Raw genomic sequence first — 21,690 nt, 5'->3', positions numbered from 1 at the left:
GAACTCCGGCCAATGATCTCGGGCCAATGATCTCGGGAAGGCGGGGCCTGCTTCAGGTCCGGCGGGCTCCGCCTCTTTTTTCAAATCCGCAAAATCAACAATGGGAGGGAAAGACGCCATGCCGAAGATGATGCTGCACCGTGCCGAAGCGCGGGCCGCGCTTGCCCGTGGGGTGGGCAAGCTGGCGCTGGCGGTGCGCGGCACGCTGGGGCCGAAGGGAACCAACGCGATCATCGACCGCCCCATCGGCACGCCGATGATCTCCCGCGACGGCGTCAGCATCGCCGCCGAGATCGAGCTGCCCTGCCGCTTCGAGAATATGGGCGCCCAGGTGGTGCGCGAGGTGTCGAAACAGACCAACGACGTGGCCGGCGACGGCACCACCACAGCCACCGTTCTGGCCGACGCGCTGATCCAGGACGGTGTCGCCGTGCTTGCCGACGGGCATGGTTCGGTGGAGTTGGTGGAGGGGATGGAGCGCGCCTGCGGCTTGGTCGTCGACCGGCTCCGCCACATCGCCCGGCCCTTGGAAAGCCATGCCCAACTGGAGCAGGTGGCGACGGTCGCGGCGACCGATCCCGCACTCGGCCGGCTGGTGGCGGACGCGCTGCGCCGGGTCGGGGTGGAAGGGGTGATCGACATCGAATATGGCCAGCCGGGCGCGCCGACGGCGCTGCATGTGCTGGAGGGCATGGTGCTCGACCGCGGGTTCCTGTCCCACCATATGGCGACCGAACCGACCGGCCAGAGCGCGGTGCTGGAACGGCCCTATATCCTGATGACCGACCACAAGATCACCGATCCGGAACCGATCCTGCGTCTGGTCGACCGCATCGCCGCCGGGCACCGCCCGCTGCTGATCATCGCCGACAGCGTGGCGCCGGAGGTGGTGGCGGCGCTGATGGCTCTGCGCCGCGAAGGGCGCGCCACGGTGGTGGCGATCAACCCGCCGGAATTCGGCCACTGGCGTCAGGCGACGATGGAGGACATTGCGATCCTGACCGGCGGGCGGGTGATCGCCCGCGACCTGGGCGGACGTCTTGACAGCGTGGCGGCGGAGGATCTGGGGGGCGCCGAGCGCATCGAGGTGTCCGCCGGCCGGACCACCATCCTGCGCGGCCATGGCAATCCGGACGCGCTGGCGGCCCGCCGCGCCCTGGTGCAGCGCCAGTGGGAGGAGGCTCCCCCCAACATCGAGCGGGACAAGCTGTCCCAGCGGCTGGCGAAGCTGACGCACGGCACCGCCTTGATCGAGGTCGGCGGCGCCACGCCGGTGGAGCAGAAGCGCACCGCCCAGCTTCTGGAGGATTCGCTGGCTGCCGCCCGCGCCGCGCTGGCGGAGGGAGTGGTCCCCGGCGGCGGCACCGCGCTGGCCCGCGTCGCCCCGCTGCTCGACCGGCTGGCCGAGGATGTGGGGGAGGGCGAGAGGGCCGGGGTGCGGCTGGTGCGACGGGCGATGGTGCAGCCTTTGATCTGCATCGCGGAGAATGGCGGGCTGGACGGGGCCGGCGTCGCCGCGCGCGTCGCCACGCTTCCCGACGGGTCCGGCTTCGACGCCCGCAGCGGCCGGTTCGGCGACCTGTTCGCTGCCGGAATCATCGATCCGGTCAAGGTCACCACGTTGGCATTGCTGAACGCGGTGTCGGTCGCCAAGCTGGTGCTGACCACCCACACCCTGATCGCGGACATCCCCGACGACGTCGATCCTACCGCCGGCCCGGCCCGCGGCGGCGGAATGGAACGGTACGGGCGGACCTGATCCTTTTCGGCCGTAACACCCCACCTCCCCCTTCGGAGAGAAAGGCAGGAAAAAAGCCATAGAGTAATCCGCTACTACCGCTCCCGCTTCGGTTCGGCTTATGGTTTATTATACAAACAATCATTGATGCGGAGCGTATCCGGGTAAGCCTCCGCATCCCTTGTCCAAAGACAATCGGCGCATCGGAAACATTCCACAGAAGACGCCGGGAAGCAGGGAGGGACAATGTTGGCCAACGAACAGGCTGGCGCCGGCCGTCTGGCCGTCGCTTCGCCGGCACCGGCGCTCCACGCTCTGGTGGATGGCGAAACGGCCACGATGAAGGCATGGGAGGATTTCGTTTCCGGCTCGCGCCGGGACAATCTACCCGTGCGCGACGTGGTCATCCGATCCTGGGCGCGATGTCAAAGCTTCCTGGTCGATGCGCGGGCGGATGCAGCCCCGGTGGTTGGCCGCGATCATATCGAGGCCCTGCGCCGCGACAACCGCGACCTGCTCCAGGCGGCGGCCACGACCCTGGCGGAGGCGGCGGACCTGCTGTCCGGCACCCGCACGGTGATGCTGATCACCGATGCCAACGGCGTGGTGCTGGAGGCGGCCGGCGACCGTGCCACCTTGAGCGTGGCGCGGGATATCAGCCTGGCCTGCGGCGGCCAATGGGGCGAGACCTTTGCCGGCACCAACGGCATCGGCACGGCATTGGCGTCCAAGCAGCCGGTGCTTGTCCAGGCGGCGGAGCATTATTGTGCCGGCATCAAGGGATGGAGCTGTGCCGGGGCGCCGATCCACGACCCCGTCGACGGATCGGTCGTCGGCCTGCTCGACATCTCCGGCCTGAAGCAGAGTTTCACCGGGCAGGCCCTGGCCCTGGCGGTGGTCGCCGCCCGGCAGGTGGAATGGAACCTCGCCCGCCAGACCGAGGCCGAACATGTCCGGCTGCTGGAGGCCTGCCTGGAGGACAGCCAGAAATATTCCGGCGAAGGGCTGATCGCACTCGATGCTCGCGGGCGCCTGCTTTATGCCAGTCGCAAGGCGGCGCATCTGCTGAAGGCCAGTTTCGGATCGGATCTGCCGCAGCTGAATCGGGGGACGAGGCTGCCGATAGCTGGGATCGGGGCTGGAATCGGAGGTGGGGCAGGGGACCGGTTGCCGGTTCCGGCCGACTGGGTCCGGCCGCTGATTCTGGATGGGGAGCGGCGGGGAACGCTGCTGGTCATCCCCGCTGCGGCATCGGGCCGCCCATCCGTCGGCCGTCGCGCGGTGCCTGACGAGTCCGACCACAGCCGTTCGCGCTTCGCCGACATCGTCGGCGATAGCGACAGCCTGCGCATGGTGATCGGGCAGGGGGAACGTCTGGCGCCGCTGCCGGTCCCCATCCTGATCGAGGGAGAGACCGGCGTCGGCAAGGAGCTGTTCGCCCGCGCCGTCCACGGCCACAGTGCTGCGGCAGGCGGCCCCTTCGTGCCGTTCAACTGCGGTGCCGTCTCGCGCGAGATGCTGGGCAGCGAGCTGTTCGGCTATGTGCGGGGTGCCTTCACCGGCGCGGCGGCGGAAGGGCGCATCGGCCGCTTCGAACTGGCGGACGGCGGCACCCTGTGCCTCGACGAGATCGGCGAGTTGCCGCTCGACCTTCAGCCCTATCTGCTGCGGGTTCTGGAGGAAGGCGTGCTGTACCGCATCGGCGACAACGTACCGCGCCGGGTGTCGGTGCGGCTGCTCGCCATGACCAACCGGAACCTCCGGCAGGAGGTCGCCGCCGGCCGCTTCCGCCGCGACCTATATCACCGCCTCGCCGTGACCGCCCTGCGCGTGCCGCCCCTGCGCGACCGCCATGGCGATGTTCCCCGCCTGATCTCCCACTTCAACGGCCTGCTGGCGCAACGGCACGGCCGGGCGCCCGTCCGCTTCACCGCGGCGGCGCTGGATCTCCTGCAACGCTACGACTGGCCGGGCAATGTCCGGGAGCTGCGCAATGCGGTCGAACGGGCGGTCCTGCTGTCCACCAGCGGCAGCATCGACATCGGCGACCTGCCGGACGAACTGCGCGATGCCTGCGGCTGCGCGGCGGCCGACGGGTGGCCATTGCTGGGATCCCCGGCCCCGCCCATCGTGGCGCCCGGCGCCATCGCATCGACTCCAGTGTCACCTCCAACGGCGATGGCGCTGACGGAGACCGAACAGAGAACCATCAAAGATGTGATTGTGGCAACCGGCGGGAACCTGTCCGACGCGGCGGCTGTCCTCGGCATCTCGCGCAGCACGCTGTATCGGAAAATGAGCCAGCACGGCATTCAGCGCACGTCCGCCGGAAAGGCGTAAAAGCCGCTCCGTCCAAAGCAACGGCAGCCGGGTTTGAAACCGCGTTCAAGGAAGGATGGGCGCATGTGCCAGATCTTCGTCAATGCCGATCCGATCCTGTACGAGGCGCGGTCACGGTCGGTGCGCATCCACGGCATGGTCACCAGCATCCGGTTGGAGAACCTGTTCTGGAACGTCCTTGCCGACATCGCCGCGGAACAGGGGACGACGACGAACAGGCTGATCCTGTCTCTGTACGACGAGGTTCTGGAGGCCCATGGGGCCGTGCAGAACCTCGCCTCCTTCCTGCGGGTCAGCTGTGTGCGTTACCTGACCATGAAGCCACAGATGCTTCTGCCCGGACAGTCCGGCGGCCTTCTGGAGGGTGCGGACACGTTGCCCGCCGCTGACGGCGCATCGGTCGTCTCGCTGCGGCGGGACGGACGGCAGCAGGACAGGGCGTGACGGTGGACTGCCGGTCACAGCCGCCAGGAGCCGAGCAGGACTTCGAGAAAGCGCGCCGCCATCGGTGAGAGGATGGCGCCATGCCGCCGGACGACGCCGATCGTCCGGGAGATCTTCGGATGGCCCAGGGGGAGGGTCAGGATGATGGGATGGCCGGAGGACGGCGTGGCGAGCTTGGGGAGCACGGCGACGCCGAGCCCAGCCTCCACCAGACCGAGCGAACTTGCGAGATGCGTGATCTCGTAGGACCAGTTGAGCTTCAGGCCGTGTTGCGCCAGCGCATTGTCGATCAGCGCCCGGTTGCCGCTGGTCCGGCCCACGGTGATGACCCGGTGCGCGGCCAACTCGTCCCAGTTCACCACCGTGTGGGCCGCCAGCGGATGATCGTGCCGGCAGGCGACGACGAAGGGATCCTCGGCCAACGGCGTGAATTCGATGTCCGGGTGCGAGGTGCCGATGAAGTTGATGCCGAAATCGGCCTCGCCGCGCGCCACCGCCTCCAGCCCCTCGTTGGCGCCGAGATCGAGGATGCGGATACGGATCCGCGGGAACGCGATGCTGAAGCGGCTGATCGCGTTGGGGAGGAAATAGAACACCGCCGTCGGGACGGAGGCGATGGTGATCTGGCCGCCGCTCCGTGCGCCGAGATCGCTGATCCCCAGCAGCGACGTTTCGAACTCATCCAGGAAGCGGCGGACCTTGGGCATGAAATCACGCCCCACCATCGTCAGCGCGACATGGCGGGTGGAACGCTCGAACAGCGCCACGCCCAGCGTGTCCTCCAGCTTTTGAATGCGGCGGCTGAGCGCCGGCTGCGACAGGTTCAGAAGCTCGGCGGCGCGGTTGAAGCTGCCCAGTTCCGCCACCGCGATGAACGCCTTCAGATCGACCAGTTCGAAATTCATGCCCAGCTCCGCAGGATTTATGCCCGGCTCCGCAGGAATTTTGCCCAGCTTCGCTGGCGGCACATTGATGCGTAAAATGGAATAATACTGCGAATCAATGCATTTCACAAATATCGTTCGCGGTCAGAATATCGGCGCATCGGCTTTCTTCGCCCACCGGCGAACCCAAGAGAAACCAAGCGCCATGACAAATTCGATGAACCGCCAGATCGGCATTCCCTGCGTGATGATGCGCGGCGGGACCTCTCGCGGCCCCTTCTTTCTGGCGTCCGACCTTCCTGCCCTTCCGGCGGAGCGCGACGCCCTCCTGCTCTCGGTGATGGGGGCGGGGAACGATCTGGGGATCGACGGCATCGGCGGCGGCAACCCGCTGACCAGCAAGGTGGCCATCGTCGGTCCCGCCACAAGGGCCGGAGCCGATGTGGATTACCTGTTCGCCCAGGTGCGGGTGCAGGAAGGGGTGGTCGACACCTCGCCCAACTGCGGCAACATGCTGGCCGCGGTCGGCCCCTTCGCCATCGAGTCCGGACTTGTCCCGGCGGCGAATGGCGTCACGGTGGTGCGCATCCACAACGTCAACACCGGCAAACTGATCGAGGCCCGCATCCAGACCCCCGGCGGTCAGGTGGCTTATGAGGGCGAGGCCGTCATCGACGGCGTGCCCGGCACCGCCGCCCCCATCCATCTTGCCTTTCTCGACGCCGCCGGCGCCAACACCGGCCGGCTGCTGCCCACCGGATCGCCGGTCGACCTGATCGACGGGATCCCGGTGTCCTGCGTCGATGCCGCCATCCCGGTGATGCTGGTTCGTGCCGCCGACCTCAGCAAGACGGGGTACGAGCCGGTGGACAGCTTCCGGTCCGACCGGGAATTCATGGCCCGGCTGGAGGCGCTGCGCGTCGAGGCCGGCCGCCGCATGGGCTTTCCCAACGCGGCCGGCATGGTGATCCCCAAGCCGGTCCTGCTGGCCCCGCCGACGCGCGGCAGCACACTGACCGTCCGGTATTTCATGCCGCACGATTGCCATCGGGCGATGGCCATCACCGGCGCCGTCGCCACCGCCACCGCCTGCACCATTCCGGAAACCGTGGCCGCCGCCCTGGTGGGGCGGTTCACCATGCCCGGCGACATCACCTTCGAACATCCAGCCGGCCGTCTGACTGTTCGCCTGGAGACTGGCGCCGGGCAATCCGCGCCGACCGCCAGCATCCTGCGCACCGCGCGGCGCCTGTTCGAGGGAACCGTGTTCGCCCGCCCATCGACCCCGTCGCGGACCGCCTTGGCGGCCTGACGCCACAGCATCAGAGAGGAGGAAACACCATGCGTCCACAAACGGGGACCGATACCCTGACGCCGAGCAAGCCCAAGGCCATCTACAAGGCGCTCTATTTCCAAGTCGTCGTCGGCCTGACCCTGGGCATCCTGGCCGGTCATTTCTGGCCCGATTTCGGCGCGGGCCTGAAGCCGTTGGGCGACGGGTTCGTCAAGCTGGTCAAGATGATGATCGCGCCGGTGGTCTTCTGCACCATCGTCAGTGGCATCACCAGCCTGAACGACACCCGCGAGATCGGCAAGACGCTGGTCAAGTCGATGGCGCTGTTCTACGCGCTGACGGCGGCGGCGCTGCTCATCGGGCTGGCCGCGGTCATGATCATCGAGCCCGGCGTCGGCATGCATGTGTCGCCGTCGTCGCTCGACCCGGCGGTGGCCGCGCGCTATGCCAAGCAGGCCGCCCCGGTCGGCTTCACCGACTTCCTGCTGCACATCATCCCGCATTCCTTCTTCGGCGCCTTCGCCGAGGGCGAGGTGCTGCCGGTGCTGCTCATCTCCGTGCTGGTCGGCTTCGGCCTGACGCGGGTCGGCAAGGCCGGCGAGCCGGTGGTACAGGGTATCGAGTCCTTCTCCCACGTGCTGTTCGCCGCCTTCGGCTTCATCATGAAGCTGGCCCCGATCGGCGCCTTCGGCGCGATGGCCTTCACCGTCGGCAAATACGGCATCGACAGCATCGGCTCGCTCGGCCTGCTGATCCTCACCTTCTATGTCGCCTGCGGCGTCTTCCTGGTGGCGATCATCGGCACCCTGGCCCGGCTGCATGGCTTCAGCCTGTGGAAGGTCCTGCGCTATTTCCGCGAGGAACTGCTGATCGTGCTCGGCACCTCCTCCTCCGAGCCGGTCCTGCCGCGCGTCTTGCAGAAGCTGGAAGCGCTGGGCTGCAAGAAGGGCGTCTCCGGGCTGGTTCTGCCGATGGGCTATTCCTTCAACCTCGACGGCACCGCGATCTACCTGACCCTCGCCTCGCTGTTCATTGCCCAGGCCTGCGACATCCACCTGTCGGCCGGTCAGATCGTCGCCATGCTCGGCGTCATGCTGCTGACCTCCAAGGGTGCCGCCGGCGTCACCGGCAGTGGCTTCGTCGCCCTGGTCGCCACGCTGACGGTGATGCCGGACCTGCCGGTGGCCGGCGTCGCGCTGCTGGTCGGCATCGACCGCTTCATGTCGGAAGCCCGCGCCCTGACCAGCATCATCAGCAACTGCGTCGTCAGCATCGTGGTGTCGATCTGGGAGGACGCGTGCGACCGTGAGGTTCTGCATCGCGAACTGAACCAGAGCAGCGCCGGCACCGAGCGCGTCCTGGAGGGGATGGGCGACATCCCGGTCATGCCGCTGGCCGCCCGGGCTCCCGCACATCCGTCGCACTGAACGCTCGACAGCGGCCCGACGATGGGTGCGGAGAACCGGTCGCGAACCGGTCTTCCGCACCCATCGAGCGGTTTCAAAGCGTGGCAAGGGCTGCGGGCAATTCACGCAGATCGGCGATGGTCAGCGTTCCGTCGGGGAAGGGGTGGCGGCCGTCGGCATCGCGCACCCCGACGAAGTGCAGATTGAGGGCCGTTGCCGCCGCATAGTCCTGAACGGCATCGCCGACGAAGGCAACGCGGTCGGGACGCAGGCCGTGGCGGGCGATCAGCATGGATGCCGTCTCCGCTTTGCTTGGCGGGCTGCCGTGGACGGACACGAACCGGCCGGTCATGCCCCGTCTCTCGGCGATGCGCAGCATTTCCTCATGCGGCGTCGCAGAAATGATGAACAGGGCGGACCGGCCGGCATGGGTGGCCAGGAAGTCCGTCGCGCCGGGAATTTCGGCGCAGGCGATCACCGCCTCCTCCACCGCGGCGGCGAAACCGGCGACCATCCGGTCCAGTCGCTCTTCGTCCAGGGCGCGGCCGAGAATATCGCGTTCGAAGCGCGCCAGCTTTTCCCGCCGCGGCATGCCGCCGTTGTCCCGGTGATAGGCGCGGATGGCGTCCTGAACCTCCGGCCCCTCATGGGCATACAGCGTGGCGAAGGTTTCACCCTTCAGGTCGTTGGAATCGCACAGCACGCCGTCGAAATCGAAGATGATGGCGTCCCACCGTTCCTGAAGCCTGCCGTCCATCCCCTATTGTCTCCTGATCTCGATTGTTGAAGAGCGATGCCGGTCACGAGAGGCCGGTCAAGGATCGGGCCACCTTGCGCCGCGGTTCCATGCCTTCATGAAGCACACGCAGGATGATCGTGCCGATTGTCCCATCGGGCAGGAGCCCGGTCGTGTAATAGAGGCAGTGCGCGGCAGCACCGCGCCGGCCTGCTGCCAGTTCCAGATGGAACAGACGAACGTCTGGACCAAGTTCCGGACGCGGCAGCATTCCCGGCCGGTCAGGGGCCTCGGCAACCATCTGGATTGCCTTTTCGATCAGCGTTGCATAGGTGCGCAGTTGGGCGGTTCCAAACCGTGTCCGCGTCGTGCGCAGGATATCCAGGATGTCGCGCTCGGCTGGAGCGGTGAGCCGGTGGCTCATTCCCGAGCGACCTGCTCGGCAATATCCAGGGCTGATCGGGAGGAGAAATCGCCTTGCGCCGCCGCCGCAAGCCCGGCAGCGACCTCGCGCCGCAGGATGGCTATCTTCTCCTGCTCCTGCGCGCGATCCCGTTGCAGCAGGCGCAATGCTTCGCGCACCACTTCACTCGACGACGCATACCCACCTGTCGCCACTTCATGCTCGACGAAATCGACCATCTCGGACGGAAGACTGACATTCATCGTCGCCATGGGTGGCTCCTCGTCATGACCGGCTGTCATTATGGAGAGTATGGCAAAATTTGTCAAAGTATCACCCTCTTTGAGGGCGGGGCACCATACGCGAGGTTCTGTTACAAAGTCCGACAGCAAGCCAGGGGCACGGTCTCCGTTACCCTCAAAGCTGCCATCGAACTTTGCAACCGACCCAAGGATCGTGAGGTTTCAGACCGCAACGAGCGCGGCGGCGAAGCTGCGGTAGCTGTGCAGCGGGCGGCCCAGCAGTCCGGTCAGCCGTTCGACATCGCCGGCTTCGGGGATCATGCCGTCGCTGACGTAGCGCTCGGCCATCAGGCGCATCTCATAGGCGGTCCATTTCGGCATGAAGGACGCCATGGTCCGCTCGAACCCGCTGGGATCGTCGCCGCCATAGACCACGGTGCGGCCGAGCAGATCGGACCAGATCGCCGCGACCTGCGGACCCGTCAGTGCGTCGGGGCCGACGAGGTTGATGATTTCCACCGGCAGTTTCCCCGGTGCCCGGTCACGACGGATCAGCTCGATGGCTGCGACCTCGGCGATGTCCCGTGCATCGACCATCGCCACGCCCTTGCCGCCGATCGGCATCGGGTAGACGCCGTGGCCGGTGATCGCATCCTTGATCATCAGTTCGTTGTCGATGAAGTAGGACGGACGCAGGATGGTGGCGCTGAAGCCCATACGGTCGAGCATGCGCTCGGCGCCGAACTTCACGGCAAAATGCGGCACGTTCACCGCACGGTCGGCTTCGAACACCGACTGATAGACGACCCGTTCGACGCCGGCTTCCCGCGCGATGTTCAGGGTGACGAGCGCCTGGGTGAATTCGTCGCCGGTGACGGCGTTCAGCAGGAACAGGGTGCGGACGCCGCGGAAGGCGGCACGCAGCGCATCGATGTCCAGCATGTCGCCCTGGGCGACCTCCACACCGGCGGGGAAAGCGGCTTTCGACGGGTCGCGGGTCAGAACGCGCACGTCGGCGCCGCGCTTGACCAGCTGGTCGACGACATGGCGGCCGACACGGCCGGTGGCTCCGGTAACGAGGATGGTCATGGGGGGCACTCCGCTTTGGGGTTCAGTTGATGCCCTTGACTTTACCGATCCATACAGGGTCCGATAGGCCACGAATTTGGACGGATCGTCTCATTGGTGGAACGGATGGACCTGCTTGCCCTGGCCGATTTCAATCTGGTCGCCCGTCATGGCGGGTTCGGAAAGGCGGCGCGCGCGGCCGGTCGCCCGAAGGCGACCTTGTCGCGGCGCGTCGCGGAGTTGGAGGCGAGCCTCGATCTCCGCCTGTTCGAGCGCGGCGCCCGGACACTCAAGCTGACTGCGGAGGGCCAGGCGCTGTTCGAGCGGACCGGCGCATTGCTGACCGAACTCGACGAGACGGCGAAGGCGATTGCATCCGGCGGCCACAGTCCCCGCGGACGGTTGCGGATCAGCGCGCCCTTGCTGTTCTCGCAGACCGCCATCGGCAAGCTGGCAGCCGGATTCCTGCGCAAATACCCGGAGGTCCGGCTTGAGATCGTCACGGAGGACCGGGCCGTCGACATGGTCGAGGAAGCCTATGATCTGGTCATCCGCGTCAATCCGGACCCGGACGCGGGCCTTGTCGGGCGCGTCTTCCTGCGGGACCGCCTTGTCGTGGTGGCAAGTCCGGACCTGCCGTTCCCCGCGGGCAACGACACCGTTCCTGTCGTCACCCGCGGATCGCCGGGGCAAGCCGGACCCGGGTCCGGATCGTGGGAGATTGTGACACCGGCGGGTCCGTCGACCATCACGGTCGAACCGATGCTCAGCCTCTCGTCCTTCGTCATGGTCCGCGATGCGGTTCGCATGGGTGTGGGGGCTGCCCGCCTGCCGCTGTCGCTCGCCAGCCCGGATCTGGCCGCCGGCAGGCTGGTGAGCTGGGGCGATGTGGTCGGGTCCGAGACGGAGTTGTGGGTGCTCTACCCGACGCGACGGCTGCTCAACGCGCGCGTCTCCGCCTTCCTGGAGCATCTGAAGTCGGCATTTCCGCAGGGAACCCCGGAAGAGCTTGCGGCCTATGTCGAGGGGTGACGGGACGGTTACCCGGATTTCGCTCCCTCGCGGTGGCGCCGCACATGGTCGATCAGGGCGCGGAGCTTGGGCGTCACCGTCCGCCGGCTCGGAAAATACAGGAAGAAGCCGGCGAAGGGCGGCAGCCAGTCGTCGAGGATCGTAACCAGTTCACCGCGCTCAAGATAGGGCTGGAACGTCTCCTCGATCCCGAAGGTGATGCCGGCGCCGGCGAGCGCCGTGCGAAGCATCAGCAGCATGTCGTTGGTGGTGATCTGCGGCTCGACCGACACGTCGAAGGCGTGTCCGTCCTTCTCGAACTCCCAGCGGTAGGGGGCCGTGTCCGGCTGCGGCCGCCAGCCGACGCAGCGGTGACGGACGAGGTCGCGCGGGTGCTCCGGCGTCCCGTGACGCGCGAGATAGCCGGGTGTCGCCACCGCGATCTGGCGCTGGTCGCCCGTCAGCGGCACCGCGATCATGTCGCGCTCGATGACCTCGCCGAGACGCACGCCCGCATCGAAGCCGGCAGCGACGATATCGAATTCCAGATCGGTCACCGTCACGTCGAGGGTGACGCCCGGATAGGCCTCGCTGAAGGAGGCGATCAGCGGTCCGGACAGGAAGCGCTCGGCAATCGAGGTGACGGCGATCCGCAGCAGGCCGCGGGGTTCCGACGCCGAGCCGGACGCCGCATCGATGGCGCTCGCGATTTCGGCCAATGGGGTGGAGACCTGCGCCAGGAAGCGCTCCCCGGCTTCGGTCAGCCGCACGCTGCGGGTGGTGCGCAGGAACAGCGCCTGCCCCAGCGCCGTCTCCAGGCGCTGGACGCCCTGGCTGACGGCCGAGCGCGTCACCCCGAGGCGGTCGGCCGCCGCACGGAAATTGCCGGTCTCCGCCACCGCGGCGAACAGGGGCAAGAGGTTCAGGTCGATCTGCATTGGTTAGCTGTTTTAACCACAGCGTCCAACAATTGGCAAGTTATCTCGACAGCGGTCGAATGCCACCTTCTGGGCATGGACGGTGGGCGCACACATCGCTCTGCCGGATTGAGGGAGACCACAATGACCAATCTGCCAAACACCTACGATCTGACCGGCAAGGTAGCACTCGTGACCGGCGCCCGTCGCGGCATCGGGCGGGCCGTGCTGGACCTGCTGCGGACCCGCGGCGCGCGGGTCGTGGCGACCGACCTGTCCGACGAGGTCCGGTCGCTCGAAGCCGACGATGTCGCCACGCTGGTCGGCGACGTCTCGGACGAGGAGCTTGCCCGGCGTTCGGTCGATCTCGCCCGAGAGCGCTTCGGCCGGCTCGACATCGTCGTCTGCAATGCCGGACGGACCCTGAACAAGCCGCTGGCCGAAACCTCGGTCGAGGAATACGACCGCATCTTCCAGATCAACGCCCGCGGCGCTTTCGTCACCATCCGCGCGGCGATGCCGCTGATGGAGGAAGGCGGCGGCGGTGCCGTCGTCATCAACTCCTCGCTGTCGGCGACGACGGCCTTCCCGACGCAGGCCGCCTACGCCTCGTCCAAGGCAGCTTCGGCGCAGCTCGCCCGCATCGTCGCCGTCGAATATGGCCGTCGCGGCATCCGCTGCAATGTGGTCCTGCCCGGCGTCATCGACACCGACATCATGGAAGGCGTGGTCGAGAACGGCCGGGAGATGCTGCGGAGCTTCGGCGACGCCCACCCGGTCGGGCGCATCGGTCGTCCGGAGGAAGTTGCCGAGGCAATCGCATTCCTGGCGTCGCCAGCTTCCAGCTTCATCACCGGCGCACAGCTTTTCGTCGACGGTGGCTACACGGCGCAGTGACCGCCGCCGATAGCTTGCCGCAACCGTCGACATCCATATCCATTGAAATACAGGAAATCGTCATGACCATCGACCAAGTCGTTCTCATCACCGGTGCGTCCAGCGGCATCGGCGAGGCCACCGCGCGCATTCTCGCCGGGGCCGGCGCCACCCTGATGCTGGGGGCGCGGCGGACGGAGCGGCTCGACGCGCTTGTCCGGGAAATCCAGGCGAAGGGCGGCAGGGCCGCCGCCCGCGCCCTCGACGTGACCGACCGCGCCAGCATGGAGGGCTTCGTTGCCGAAGCCAGGGACCGCTTCGGCCGGGTCGATGTCCTCGTCAACAATGCCGGCGTGATGCCGCTCTCCCCGCTCGCCTCCCTGAAGGTCGAGGAATGGGACCGCATGATCGACGTCAACATCCGCGGCGTCCTCCATGGCATCGCGGCCGTCCTGCCGGTCATGGAGGCACAGGGAGGCGGGCACGTCGTCAACATCGGTTCGGTCGGCAGTTTCGAGGTGGTGCCGACCTCCGCCGTCTACAGCGCAACCAAATTCGCGGTGCGGGCCATCACCGACGGATTGCGGCAGGAAAGCGAGACGATCCGCACGACCTGCATCTATCCCGGCGTGACGCGCTCCGAACTTGCCGACACCATCACCGACGAGACGGCTGCCCGCGCGATGGTGGAATACCGCCGCAACGCTATCGAACCGGAAGCCATCGGCCGGGCTGTTCTTTTCGCCATCGAACAGCCGCGGGATGTCGGGGTCAACGAGATCACCGTCCGTCCGGTCGCCCGCAGCTGAGGGCAGGGCGCGCCGATCCGTCGGGAGTTGCCGGGGCCGTTCGCCCCGGCCGCCTGCTGCGCGTCACGCACAGGGCAGCCCCGTGAAAATCGGCAGTAAACTTGACGGTGCCCGCAATTCCTTCGTAAAAATTGCGTCATGAATACGTAAGAGGGAAGAAATGTCGGGCATAGAGAAGTTATCTCTTAAACAAGCGCTTCTCATCGGCGCATGCATGTTCTTGCCGGTCCAGGCGGGTGCCGCGTCGCCATCCACGGATACGCTCGCAGCGAAGCACGCGTCTGCGAATTACAAGGAATTTGTCGAACTTCTCGCCATTCCCAACGATGCAGTTGTTCCGGCTGACATTCAGAAGAACGTCGCGTGGCTGGAGCAGGCCTTCCAGAAGCGCGGCTTCCAGGCGCGTGCGTTGGCGAACAACGGCAAGCCGATGCTGTTTGCGGAACTGCCCGGCGCCGATCCCGCCAAGAAGACCATCCTGTTCTACGCCCATCTGGACGGCCAGTCGGTCACCCCGCAGCAATGGAAGCAGAAGAGCCCCTGGGACGCGACGCTGAAGCAGAAGACCGACAAGGGCGAGTGGGAGACGATCCCGCTGGAGAAGCTGTACGGCGAGCAGGTCGATCCGGACTGGCGGCTGTTCGCGCGGTCTTCGTCGGACGACAAGGGTCCGATCATGATGCTGCTGACGGCGTTCGACGCGCTGAAGGAGGCCGGCCAGAAGCCCAGCGTCAACGTCAAGATCATCCTCGATTCCGAAGAGGAGAAGGGGTCGCCGTCGCTGGGCGAGGTCATCCGGCAGAATGCCGAGCTGCTGAAGAATGACGCGCTGCTGGTGCTCGATGGCCCGATGCACCAGAGCAACAAGCCGACGCTGGTGTTCGGCAACCGCGGCGTCGCCCAGGCGACCCTGACGGTCTTCGGCGCCAAGCAGGGCCTGCACAGCGGCCATTTCGGCAATTATTCGGCCAATCCGGCGATGCGGCTGGCGCAGCTGTTGGCGTCGATGAAGGACGAGAACGGTCGGGTCACCATTCCCGGCTATTACGACTCCGTGAAGATCGACGCGGCGGCGGAAAAGATCATGGCCGCCGTCCCCGATGACGAAGCGGCGCTGCGCAAGCGGCTGGGCATCGCGCAGGCGGAAAAGGTCGGTAAGAATTATCAGGAGGCGCTGCAATACCCGTCGCTCAACGTCCGCGGCATGGCGGCGGGCGACGTGGGTGCCAAGGCGCGGACGATCATTCCGGAAAGCGCCGTCGCCGAACTCGACCTGCGCACGGTTCCGGAGACGCCGCCGGAGCAGCTGATCGGCATGCTGAAGAAGCACATCGAGGCCCAGGGCTATCATCTGGTCCAGGGCAACCCGACGGACGAGGACCGGGCCAAGTACGACAAGCTGGCCTCCCTGGCTTCGGAGGAGGTTTCCGCCTCCAGTTCCGCGGCGCGGACCGACATGCAGGCGCCGGTCGGCGAGTGGCTCTACCGCTCCTTCAAGGCGACCTACGGCGAGGACCCGGTGCGCATTCGCATGATGGGCGGCACCGTGCCCACCGGAGCGGCGGTCGAGGCGCTGAAGGTGCCCTTCGTCATCGTCCCGCTGGTGAATGCCGACAACAACCAGCACAGCTACGACGAAAACCTGCGCGTCGGGAATTTCGTATCGGGCGTGAAGGGCCTGATCGGACTGCTCCAGCAGCCGTTCTGATCCCCGAAGCGGCGCGCCCGGGATTTCCGGCCCGGCGCGCCGCTTTCCGTTTTGGGGATGTCACGGAACCAAGCTGAACATTGTGGCGGCCTCAGCCTTCCATCGGCCGACGCGGGCAGACCGTCAGCCGGCGGGGTTCGGCGTCGGTCACGAGAACGGTCTCGCTCACGGCGACGCCGCGCGCCGACGCGTACATGTGGAAGACCTGTCCGGGTTCCAGGGGGAAGTCGGCACCCGGGTGGAAGGACTGCGAGAAGTCGCTCGGCCGCGGCGTGCGGGCGTAGAGGCCCATGGCGTAGCCGGTCACGTTGCCGTAGTCGGCCCGCAGCCCGGCGTCCAGCACCGCCGTCCGCAGCAGGGCATCGACATCGCGGGCCTTCGCTCCCGGACGCATGGCGGCGATCTGCCGGTCCTGAAGCTCCGCCAGCTGTTGGAAGGTCTCCCGCGCCCCGGCCGGCGGGTCGCCGACGAAGACCGGCCGCATCAGCCGGGCACCGTAGTTGCCGACCCGCGGCGTCAGTTCGACATGCACGATGTCGCCCGGCATCAGCGTCCGGTCGAGACCGCTGCCGTGCAGGAAATCGACGTGGCCTCCGGTTCCATGGCCACCCGACACCAGGATCGGCCCCGGTCCGCCGTCGTCGGCGCCGAGCCAGAGCTGCGCCGCCGCCGCCGCCGCCGCCACTTCCCGCACCGTCCGGCCGGGAGGCACATGGTCTTCCAACCCCAGCATGCACCGGTCGGCGATGGCGGCGGCGGCCGCGATGGCGTCGATCTCGTCGGCGAACTTGCAGGCGCGTAGACGGTCGCTCAGTCCCGGCAGCGGGACGAAGCGGGCATCGGGGAGCAACTCGCCAAGGCGCTGCGCGGTGGCGACGGTGTGGCCGTAGGAGACCGGATCGACGCCGATCCGCGCGCCGGCAAGGCCGCGTGCCGCTAGCGCGTTGGCTACCGCGCCCTGCGGGTCCTCGTGGTCGTCGAAGGTCGCCACCTCGTCGAACCACACCCCGGAGCGACAGGGGCCGGCGTCGATGGAGCGCAGGACGAAGCAGGGCTCGCCCTCCATCGGCACGATGACGGCACGGTAGAGCGTTTCCGACACGGTGTAGCCGCTGATCCAGGCGATCAGTTCGGCATGGTCGGCCAGGAAGGCGTCGCAGCCTCCGGCCGCCATCGCCTCGCGCAGCCGGGCCATCCGCGGCGCGAAACGCTCGGCCGCTGCGCCGCTCATCCGCAGATCTCCAGGATGGTCAGCATGTAGACGCGGATCATGTCGAGATAGTCGTCGATGTCGACGCGCTCGTCCGGCATGGTGTTGTAGCGGCCGCCGGGACCGCAGACGACGCCCTCCATGCCGCCGGAATGCTGGAGATGGCCGGCGTCGGTGCCGTAGAAGCCGGGCGGGGTGATGGCACCGGTCGGCTGGTCGGTGCCGCGCACCGCGCGGTAGGCGCGGTTCACCGCCTGGACGATCTGGCTGTCCTTCGCCACTTCGAAGGTCGGCATGGTCGGCGTGCCGCCACGGTCCTCGGAGAAGACGCTGGCCTTCAGGCCGGGGAAGCGCGCTTCCAGCGCGTCCAGCTCGCGCCGCAAATCGGTCAGCGCCCCGTCCTCGCTCTGGCCGGTGGCGTAGCGGGCGGACCCCTTGATCCGTACGAAGTCGGCGACCTGGGGCGAGCGCCACTCGTGCAGCTCCTTGCCCAGCGCGCCGTGGACGACGCCGACATGGACGCGGTTGATCGTCGCGTGCTCCGGCGACTTGGCGCCGGATAGGGCCAGCGCGTTCAGCCGCGGGATCAGGTCGCAGGCGGCGACGACGGCGTCGACCGCTTCCTCGCGCTTGGACAGGTGGCGGGTGTCGCCGACCAGCTCGATGACGAAGCTCAGCGCCGCCGCGTGCATCGTCATCGCCTGGAGGTCGGTCGGCTCGCTGTTGATGAAGCAGTCGGCGCGCAGCCCCTGCTCCATCAGCGCCAGCGTGCCGACGCCGCCCTGAAGCTCGCCCACCACATAGGTCAGGATGACGTCGCCGCGCAGCTTCACCCCGGCGTCCATCAGGGTCTTCACCGCGCAGAAATAGGCGGCATCGCCCGCCTTCATGTTGGAACAGCCGATGCCGTAGATGAACTTGTCGTCGATCTTTCCGCCCCAGGGATCGACGGTCCAGCCCTCGGTCACCGGGTTGGTGTCGATGTGGCCGTTGAACAGCAGGCTTTTGCCGCCGCCGGTGCCGCGCCAGCGGCCGACGGCGTTGACCCGCCCGCCGGGCACCGGCGTCAGTTCCGCCTCCAGCCCGAGGGACGACATGGAGGCGGCCATGAAGCGGGCCAGCTCGCGCTCGCCCTCGGTCTGGCTGTAGCTCTTGTGCTGGACCATCCGGGCCAGGAAGGCGAGGGCGGCATCGGTATCCAGGCGGGCGAGAATCTCTGCGGTGTCCATGAGGAATGTTCCCGGAAGCTCAACCGACGGGCGTCGGCGAGGCGGCCATCAGGTCGCGCGTGTAGGGGTGGACATGGTCGGCGTCGACCGCGTCGATGGGCAGCAGGTCGACCAGTTCGCCCCGGCGCATCACGGCGATGCGGTGGGCGATCTGGCGGATCAGGTTGATGTCGTGGGTGATGAAGAGATAGGCGGTCCCGGTCTCGGCCCGCAGCGCCAGCAGCAGCTCGATGATCGAGGCCTGGACCGAGACGTCGAGCGGGGCGGTGATCTCGTCGCAGATGACCAGCGACGGCCGGGCGGCGAAGGCGCGGGCGATGGCGACGCGCTGCTTCTCGCCGCCCGAGAGTTGGTGCGGCCAGCGGGTGGCGTAGGCGGCCGGCAGCCGCACCTGTTCCAGCAGCCGGCCGATCTCGGCACTCAGATCGGCTTGGCCGGTGCCGAACAGCTTGAGCGGACGCGACAGGATCTCGCCCACCGTCTGGCGCGGGTTCAGCGAGCCGTCGGGATGCTGGAAGACGATCTGCACCGCGCGGCGATAGGCGCCGTCCATGTCGCGGGCCGAGCCGATCGGCCGACCGTCGAAGCGGATGCCGCCGGAGAAGTCGGCCAGACCGGTCAGCGCCCGTGCGATGGAGGATTTGCCGGAACCGGACTCGCCGACGATGCCCAGGATCTCGCCGGCCCTGATGTCGAAGCCGACCGCGTGGGTCGCCGGCGGCGGGGGCGGACGGAACAGGCGCGGCCGGGCATAGCGGACCGAGACCGCCTCGGCGGCGAGCAGGACGCGATCCCCGGGCCGGTCGTGGACCAGCCGGTTCTCCGGGCGCGGCACCGCCGCCACCAGCTTGCGGGTTTCCTCGTGGGCGGGGCGGGCGAAGATCGAGGCGGCCGGCGCCTCTTCCACCAGCTGGCCCTTCTTCATCACCGCCACCCGGTCGGCGACGCGCGAGACCAAGGCGAGGTCGTGCGAGATGTAGAGCGCCGCCACCCCGGTCTCGGCCCGCAGCCGGGCGAAGAGGTCGAGGATGCGGGCGCCGGTGATGACGTCGAGCGCGGTGGTCGGCTCGTCGAAGACGATCAGCTCCGGCCGGCAGCCGAAGGCGGTGGCGATGAGAATGCGCTGCTTCTCGCCGCCCGAGATCTCGTGCGGATAGCGCCGCATCAGCGCTTCGGGGTCGCGCAGTTCGACATGGCCCAGCAGCTCCAGCGCCAGATCCCAGGCGGCGCGCCGGGTCAGGCCGCGGTTGTTGACCAGCGTCTCCGTCACCTGCCGGCCGACGGTCAGCGTCGGGTTCAGCGCGGTCGAGGGATCCTGGAACACCATGCCGATGCGCCGGCCGCGGATGCGGGTCAACGCGCGCGGCGGCAGGCTCCGCAGGTCGGTGTCGCCGAGCCGGATGCTACCCGATAGTTCGCGGGCGTTCTTCGGCAGGTGCCGCATGATCGCCCAGGCCAGCGTGCTCTTGCCCGAACCGGATTCGCCGACCAGCCCCAGCACCTCGCCGGGCGCGATGTCGAGGCTGATGTCCTGCAGGACCCGCAAGGGCCGGCTGCCGGTGAGATAGTCGAGCGTGTAGTCGCGCAGGGAAAGGACTGCGGTCATCGTTCGTCCCGCGGGTTCATGGCGTCGCGCAGCCCGTCGCCGAGCAGGTTGAAGGCGATGGCGGTCATCGCGATGGCCAGCGACGGCGCGATGAGGATCCAGGGCGCCTGATGGACGTACTGGCGCGCCTCCGCCACCATCAGGCCCCATTCGGAGGCCGGCGGCTGGGCGCCGAGGCCGAGGAAGCTGAGGGTGGCGAACAGCATCACCGCGAAGGAGACGCGGATCGTCGCCTCGATCACCACCGGGGCCATCACGTTGGGCAGCATCTCGCGGAAGACAATCCACGACGCGCTCTCGCCGCGCACGGTGGCCGACTTGACATAGTCCTGGCCGCGCACGGTCAACGCCACCGCGCGGGTGACGCGCGCCATGCCGGGGGCGAAGGTGACGGCGATGGCGATCATCGCGTTGCCGGCGCCGTTGCCCAGCGTGCTGACCAGCAGCAGGGCGAGCAGCAGGCCCGGCACCGCCATCACCGCGTCGATGGTGCGCATGATCGCCTCGTCCCAGCGCCCGCCGAGATAGGCCGACGCGGTGCCGACCACGGCTCCTGCGACGGTGCCGAGCAGGGTGGCGGCCAGCGCCATCGGCAGGGTGGAGCGGGCGCCGACCAGCAGGCGGCTCAGCACGTCGCGGCCGAACTGGTCGGCGCCGAACCAGTTCTGGGCGCCGAGCGGACGGAAGCGGCCGAGGAAGTCCATCTTCTCCGGGTCGTGGGGGGCCAGCCAGGGGCCGAACAGGCAGGCTGCGGCCAGCACCGCCAGCAGGATCAGGCCGATGGCGCCTTGCGGCGTGCGCATCAGGCGGCGCAGCAGGTCAGTCATAGCGGATCCTCTTGTCGAGGACGGCGTAGGCGACGTCGGCCAGCGTGTTGGCGACGGCGTAGGTCGCCGACATGATGAGGGCGCCGGCCTGGATCGACGGCAGGTCGCGGGCGGTGACCGCCACCATCAACTGCCGGCCGATGCCGGGGATGGCGAAGATCTCCTCGATGACGATGATGCCGCCCAGCAGATAGCCGACATCCAGCGCCACGATGGTGACCACCGGCAGCAGCGCGTTGCGCAGGGCGTGGCGGACCAGCACCGTGCGTTCCGGCAGCCCCTTCAGCCGGGCGGCGCGGATATAGTCGCTGTGCAGCACGTCGAGCGTTTCCGACCGCACCATGCGGGCGACATGCGCCACTAGGATCAGCGAGGCGGTCAGCACCGGCAGGGCGAGATGCCGCAGCGCCCCGCCGAAATCCTCCAGCGGCGAGACGTAACCGGTGGCGGGCAGCCATTGCAGGCTGTCGGCCAGCAGCATGGCGAGCAGCGTCGCGGTGACGAATTCCGGGAAGGAGACCCCGAGATAGGAAATCAGCCCGGTCGCCATGTCCGCCAGCTTGCCCTGGCGCACCGCCGCCAGCATGCCCAGCGGCACGGCAATCACCAGCATGACTAGGATGGCGGCGACGGCCAGCAGAAGCGAACGGCCGAGCGCCGTCAGCATCTCCGGCCCGACCGGCTGGCCGGTGCGCATCGACAGGCCGAAATCGCCGGTCGCGGCATGGCCGACCCAGCGCAGATACTGCCACCAGATCGGGTCGCCGAGGCCGAGGCGCTCGCGGATCGCGTTCAGCGCCTCGGCGGTGGCGTTCTCGCCCAGCAGGGTGACGGCGGCGTCGGCCGGCAGCGCCTGGGTGATGCCGAAGACCAGCACCGACACGATGAAGACCGTGTAGAGGATCAGCGCCAGCCGCCGCAGGAGCCAGGATGCGCTCACGG

At 67.9% G+C, this 21,690-nt stretch carries 20 protein-coding genes; 9 read left to right on the top strand and 11 right to left on the bottom strand.

The features are described from left to right. Positions 1-118 precede the first annotated feature (118 nt). From ABNQ38_RS00750 to ABNQ38_RS00740, 3 genes are all read left to right on the top strand, one after another. On the top strand, positions 119-1,759 hold the full coding sequence (locus ABNQ38_RS00750) for a molecular chaperone GroEL (RefSeq protein ID WP_377805193.1): 1,641 nt from the start codon (positions 119-121) through the stop codon (positions 1,757-1,759). Positions 1,760-1,984: 225 nt separating this feature from the next. Continuing rightward, a complete protein-coding gene (locus ABNQ38_RS00745) occupies positions 1,985-4,078 on the top strand; it encodes a sigma-54-dependent Fis family transcriptional regulator (RefSeq protein ID WP_377805192.1) in 2,094 nt (697 codons plus the stop codon). 63 nt (positions 4,079-4,141) lie between these two features. Further along, positions 4,142-4,522 (top strand): ribbon-helix-helix domain-containing protein, encoded by a 381-nt coding sequence (locus ABNQ38_RS00740; RefSeq protein ID WP_377805191.1) that lies wholly within the window; start codon positions 4,142-4,144, stop codon positions 4,520-4,522. 14 nt (positions 4,523-4,536) lie between these two features. Here the strand turns inward: ABNQ38_RS00740 and ABNQ38_RS00735 are convergent, their stop codons facing one another. Further along, a complete protein-coding gene (locus ABNQ38_RS00735; RefSeq protein WP_376964766.1) occupies positions 4,537-5,427 on the bottom strand; it encodes a LysR family transcriptional regulator in 891 nt (296 codons plus the stop codon). 184 nt (positions 5,428-5,611) lie between these two features. Here ABNQ38_RS00735 and ABNQ38_RS00730 point away from each other — a divergent pair, with 184 nt between their 5' ends. Then, positions 5,612-6,718, top strand: coding sequence for a 4-oxalomesaconate tautomerase (locus ABNQ38_RS00730; protein ID WP_377805190.1), 1,107 nt, complete (start codon positions 5,612-5,614; stop codon positions 6,716-6,718). Between the two features lie 29 nt (positions 6,719-6,747). Next, positions 6,748-8,127, top strand: a complete 1,380-nt coding sequence (gene dctA, locus ABNQ38_RS00725) for a C4-dicarboxylate transporter DctA (protein ID WP_109048803.1) — start codon at positions 6,748-6,750, stop codon at positions 8,125-8,127. Between the two features lie 73 nt (positions 8,128-8,200). On the opposite strand, the gene ABNQ38_RS00720 is transcribed toward dctA, so the two are convergent. From ABNQ38_RS00720 to ABNQ38_RS00705, 4 genes are all read right to left on the bottom strand, one after another. Then, entirely contained in the window at positions 8,201-8,863 is a 663-nt protein-coding gene (locus ABNQ38_RS00720) for an HAD family hydrolase (RefSeq protein ID WP_377805189.1), read from the bottom strand. A gap of 43 nt (positions 8,864-8,906) precedes the next feature. Continuing rightward, a complete protein-coding gene (locus tag ABNQ38_RS00715) occupies positions 8,907-9,266 on the bottom strand; it encodes a type II toxin-antitoxin system RelE/ParE family toxin (RefSeq protein ID WP_377805188.1) in 360 nt (119 codons plus the stop codon). Beyond that, entirely contained in the window at positions 9,263-9,517 is a 255-nt protein-coding gene (locus ABNQ38_RS00710; RefSeq protein WP_098738398.1) for a type II toxin-antitoxin system ParD family antitoxin, read from the bottom strand. Before ABNQ38_RS00710 ends, ABNQ38_RS00715 begins: the two co-directional genes overlap by 4 nt. A 192-nt stretch (positions 9,518-9,709) precedes the next feature. Continuing rightward, positions 9,710-10,576 carry an SDR family oxidoreductase gene (locus tag ABNQ38_RS00705; RefSeq protein WP_377805187.1) on the bottom strand — a complete coding sequence of 289 codons (867 nt, stop codon included), beginning with the start codon at positions 10,574-10,576 and terminating at the stop codon, positions 9,710-9,712. A 105-nt stretch (positions 10,577-10,681) separates the two neighbouring features. Here ABNQ38_RS00705 and ABNQ38_RS00700 point away from each other — a divergent pair, with 105 nt between their 5' ends. Continuing rightward, complete coding sequence (locus ABNQ38_RS00700; RefSeq protein ID WP_377805186.1) at positions 10,682-11,587, top strand: LysR family transcriptional regulator; 906 nt, start codon at positions 10,682-10,684, stop codon at positions 11,585-11,587. An 8-nt stretch (positions 11,588-11,595) separates the two neighbouring features. Here the strand turns inward: ABNQ38_RS00700 and ABNQ38_RS00695 are convergent, their stop codons facing one another. Next, entirely contained in the window at positions 11,596-12,504 is a 909-nt protein-coding gene (locus tag ABNQ38_RS00695; protein ID WP_377805185.1) for a LysR family transcriptional regulator, read from the bottom strand. A 123-nt stretch (positions 12,505-12,627) separates the two neighbouring features. Here ABNQ38_RS00695 and ABNQ38_RS00690 point away from each other — a divergent pair, with 123 nt between their 5' ends. The 3 genes from ABNQ38_RS00690 (at position 12,628) to ABNQ38_RS00680 (ending at position 15,876) form a co-directional block, all read left to right on the top strand. Next, a complete protein-coding gene (locus ABNQ38_RS00690; protein ID WP_377805184.1) occupies positions 12,628-13,380 on the top strand; it encodes an SDR family NAD(P)-dependent oxidoreductase in 753 nt (250 codons plus the stop codon). 62 nt (positions 13,381-13,442) lie between these two features. Continuing rightward, complete coding sequence (locus ABNQ38_RS00685) at positions 13,443-14,168, top strand: SDR family oxidoreductase (protein WP_377805183.1); 726 nt, start codon at positions 13,443-13,445, stop codon at positions 14,166-14,168. 214 nt (positions 14,169-14,382) lie between these two features. Further along, the gene (locus ABNQ38_RS00680; protein ID WP_377805182.1) at positions 14,383-15,876 is read left to right on the top strand and encodes a M20/M25/M40 family metallo-hydrolase; all 1,494 of its coding nucleotides are present in this window, start codon (positions 14,383-14,385) and stop codon (positions 15,874-15,876) included. Positions 15,877-15,967: 91 nt separating this feature from the next. On the opposite strand, the gene ABNQ38_RS00675 is transcribed toward ABNQ38_RS00680, so the two are convergent. From ABNQ38_RS00675 to ABNQ38_RS00655, 5 genes are read right to left on the bottom strand one after another with little or no spacing between them, the layout of a single operon-like run. After that, the gene (locus ABNQ38_RS00675) at positions 15,968-17,107 is read right to left on the bottom strand and encodes a M24 family metallopeptidase (protein WP_377805181.1); all 1,140 of its coding nucleotides are present in this window, start codon (positions 17,105-17,107) and stop codon (positions 15,968-15,970) included. Next, positions 17,104-18,315, bottom strand: a complete 1,212-nt coding sequence (locus tag ABNQ38_RS00670; RefSeq protein ID WP_377805180.1) for a M20 family metallopeptidase — start codon at positions 18,313-18,315, stop codon at positions 17,104-17,106. The genes ABNQ38_RS00675 and ABNQ38_RS00670 overlap by 4 nt, the downstream gene beginning before the upstream one ends. A gap of 19 nt (positions 18,316-18,334) precedes the next feature. Next, positions 18,335-19,921: a nickel ABC transporter ATP-binding protein NikE gene (gene nikE / locus ABNQ38_RS00665; protein ID WP_377805179.1), complete on the bottom strand. Its 1,587-nt coding sequence runs from the start codon at positions 19,919-19,921 to the stop codon at positions 18,335-18,337. Further along, the gene (locus ABNQ38_RS00660; RefSeq protein WP_377805178.1) at positions 19,918-20,748 is read right to left on the bottom strand and encodes an ABC transporter permease; all 831 of its coding nucleotides are present in this window, start codon (positions 20,746-20,748) and stop codon (positions 19,918-19,920) included. The genes nikE and ABNQ38_RS00660 overlap by 4 nt, the downstream gene beginning before the upstream one ends. Beyond that, the gene (locus ABNQ38_RS00655; protein WP_377805177.1) at positions 20,741-21,688 is read right to left on the bottom strand and encodes an ABC transporter permease; all 948 of its coding nucleotides are present in this window, start codon (positions 21,686-21,688) and stop codon (positions 20,741-20,743) included. The genes ABNQ38_RS00660 and ABNQ38_RS00655 overlap by 8 nt, the downstream gene beginning before the upstream one ends. Positions 21,689-21,690 lie beyond the last annotated feature (2 nt).

The organism is Azospirillum sp. A29 (genome assembly GCF_042604625.1).
Taxonomy (GTDB): domain Bacteria; phylum Pseudomonadota; class Alphaproteobacteria; order Azospirillales; family Azospirillaceae; genus Azospirillum; species Azospirillum palustre.
The sequence above is the reverse complement of the archived record's forward strand: the minus strand, read 5'-3'. Positions and strand labels throughout refer to the sequence as shown.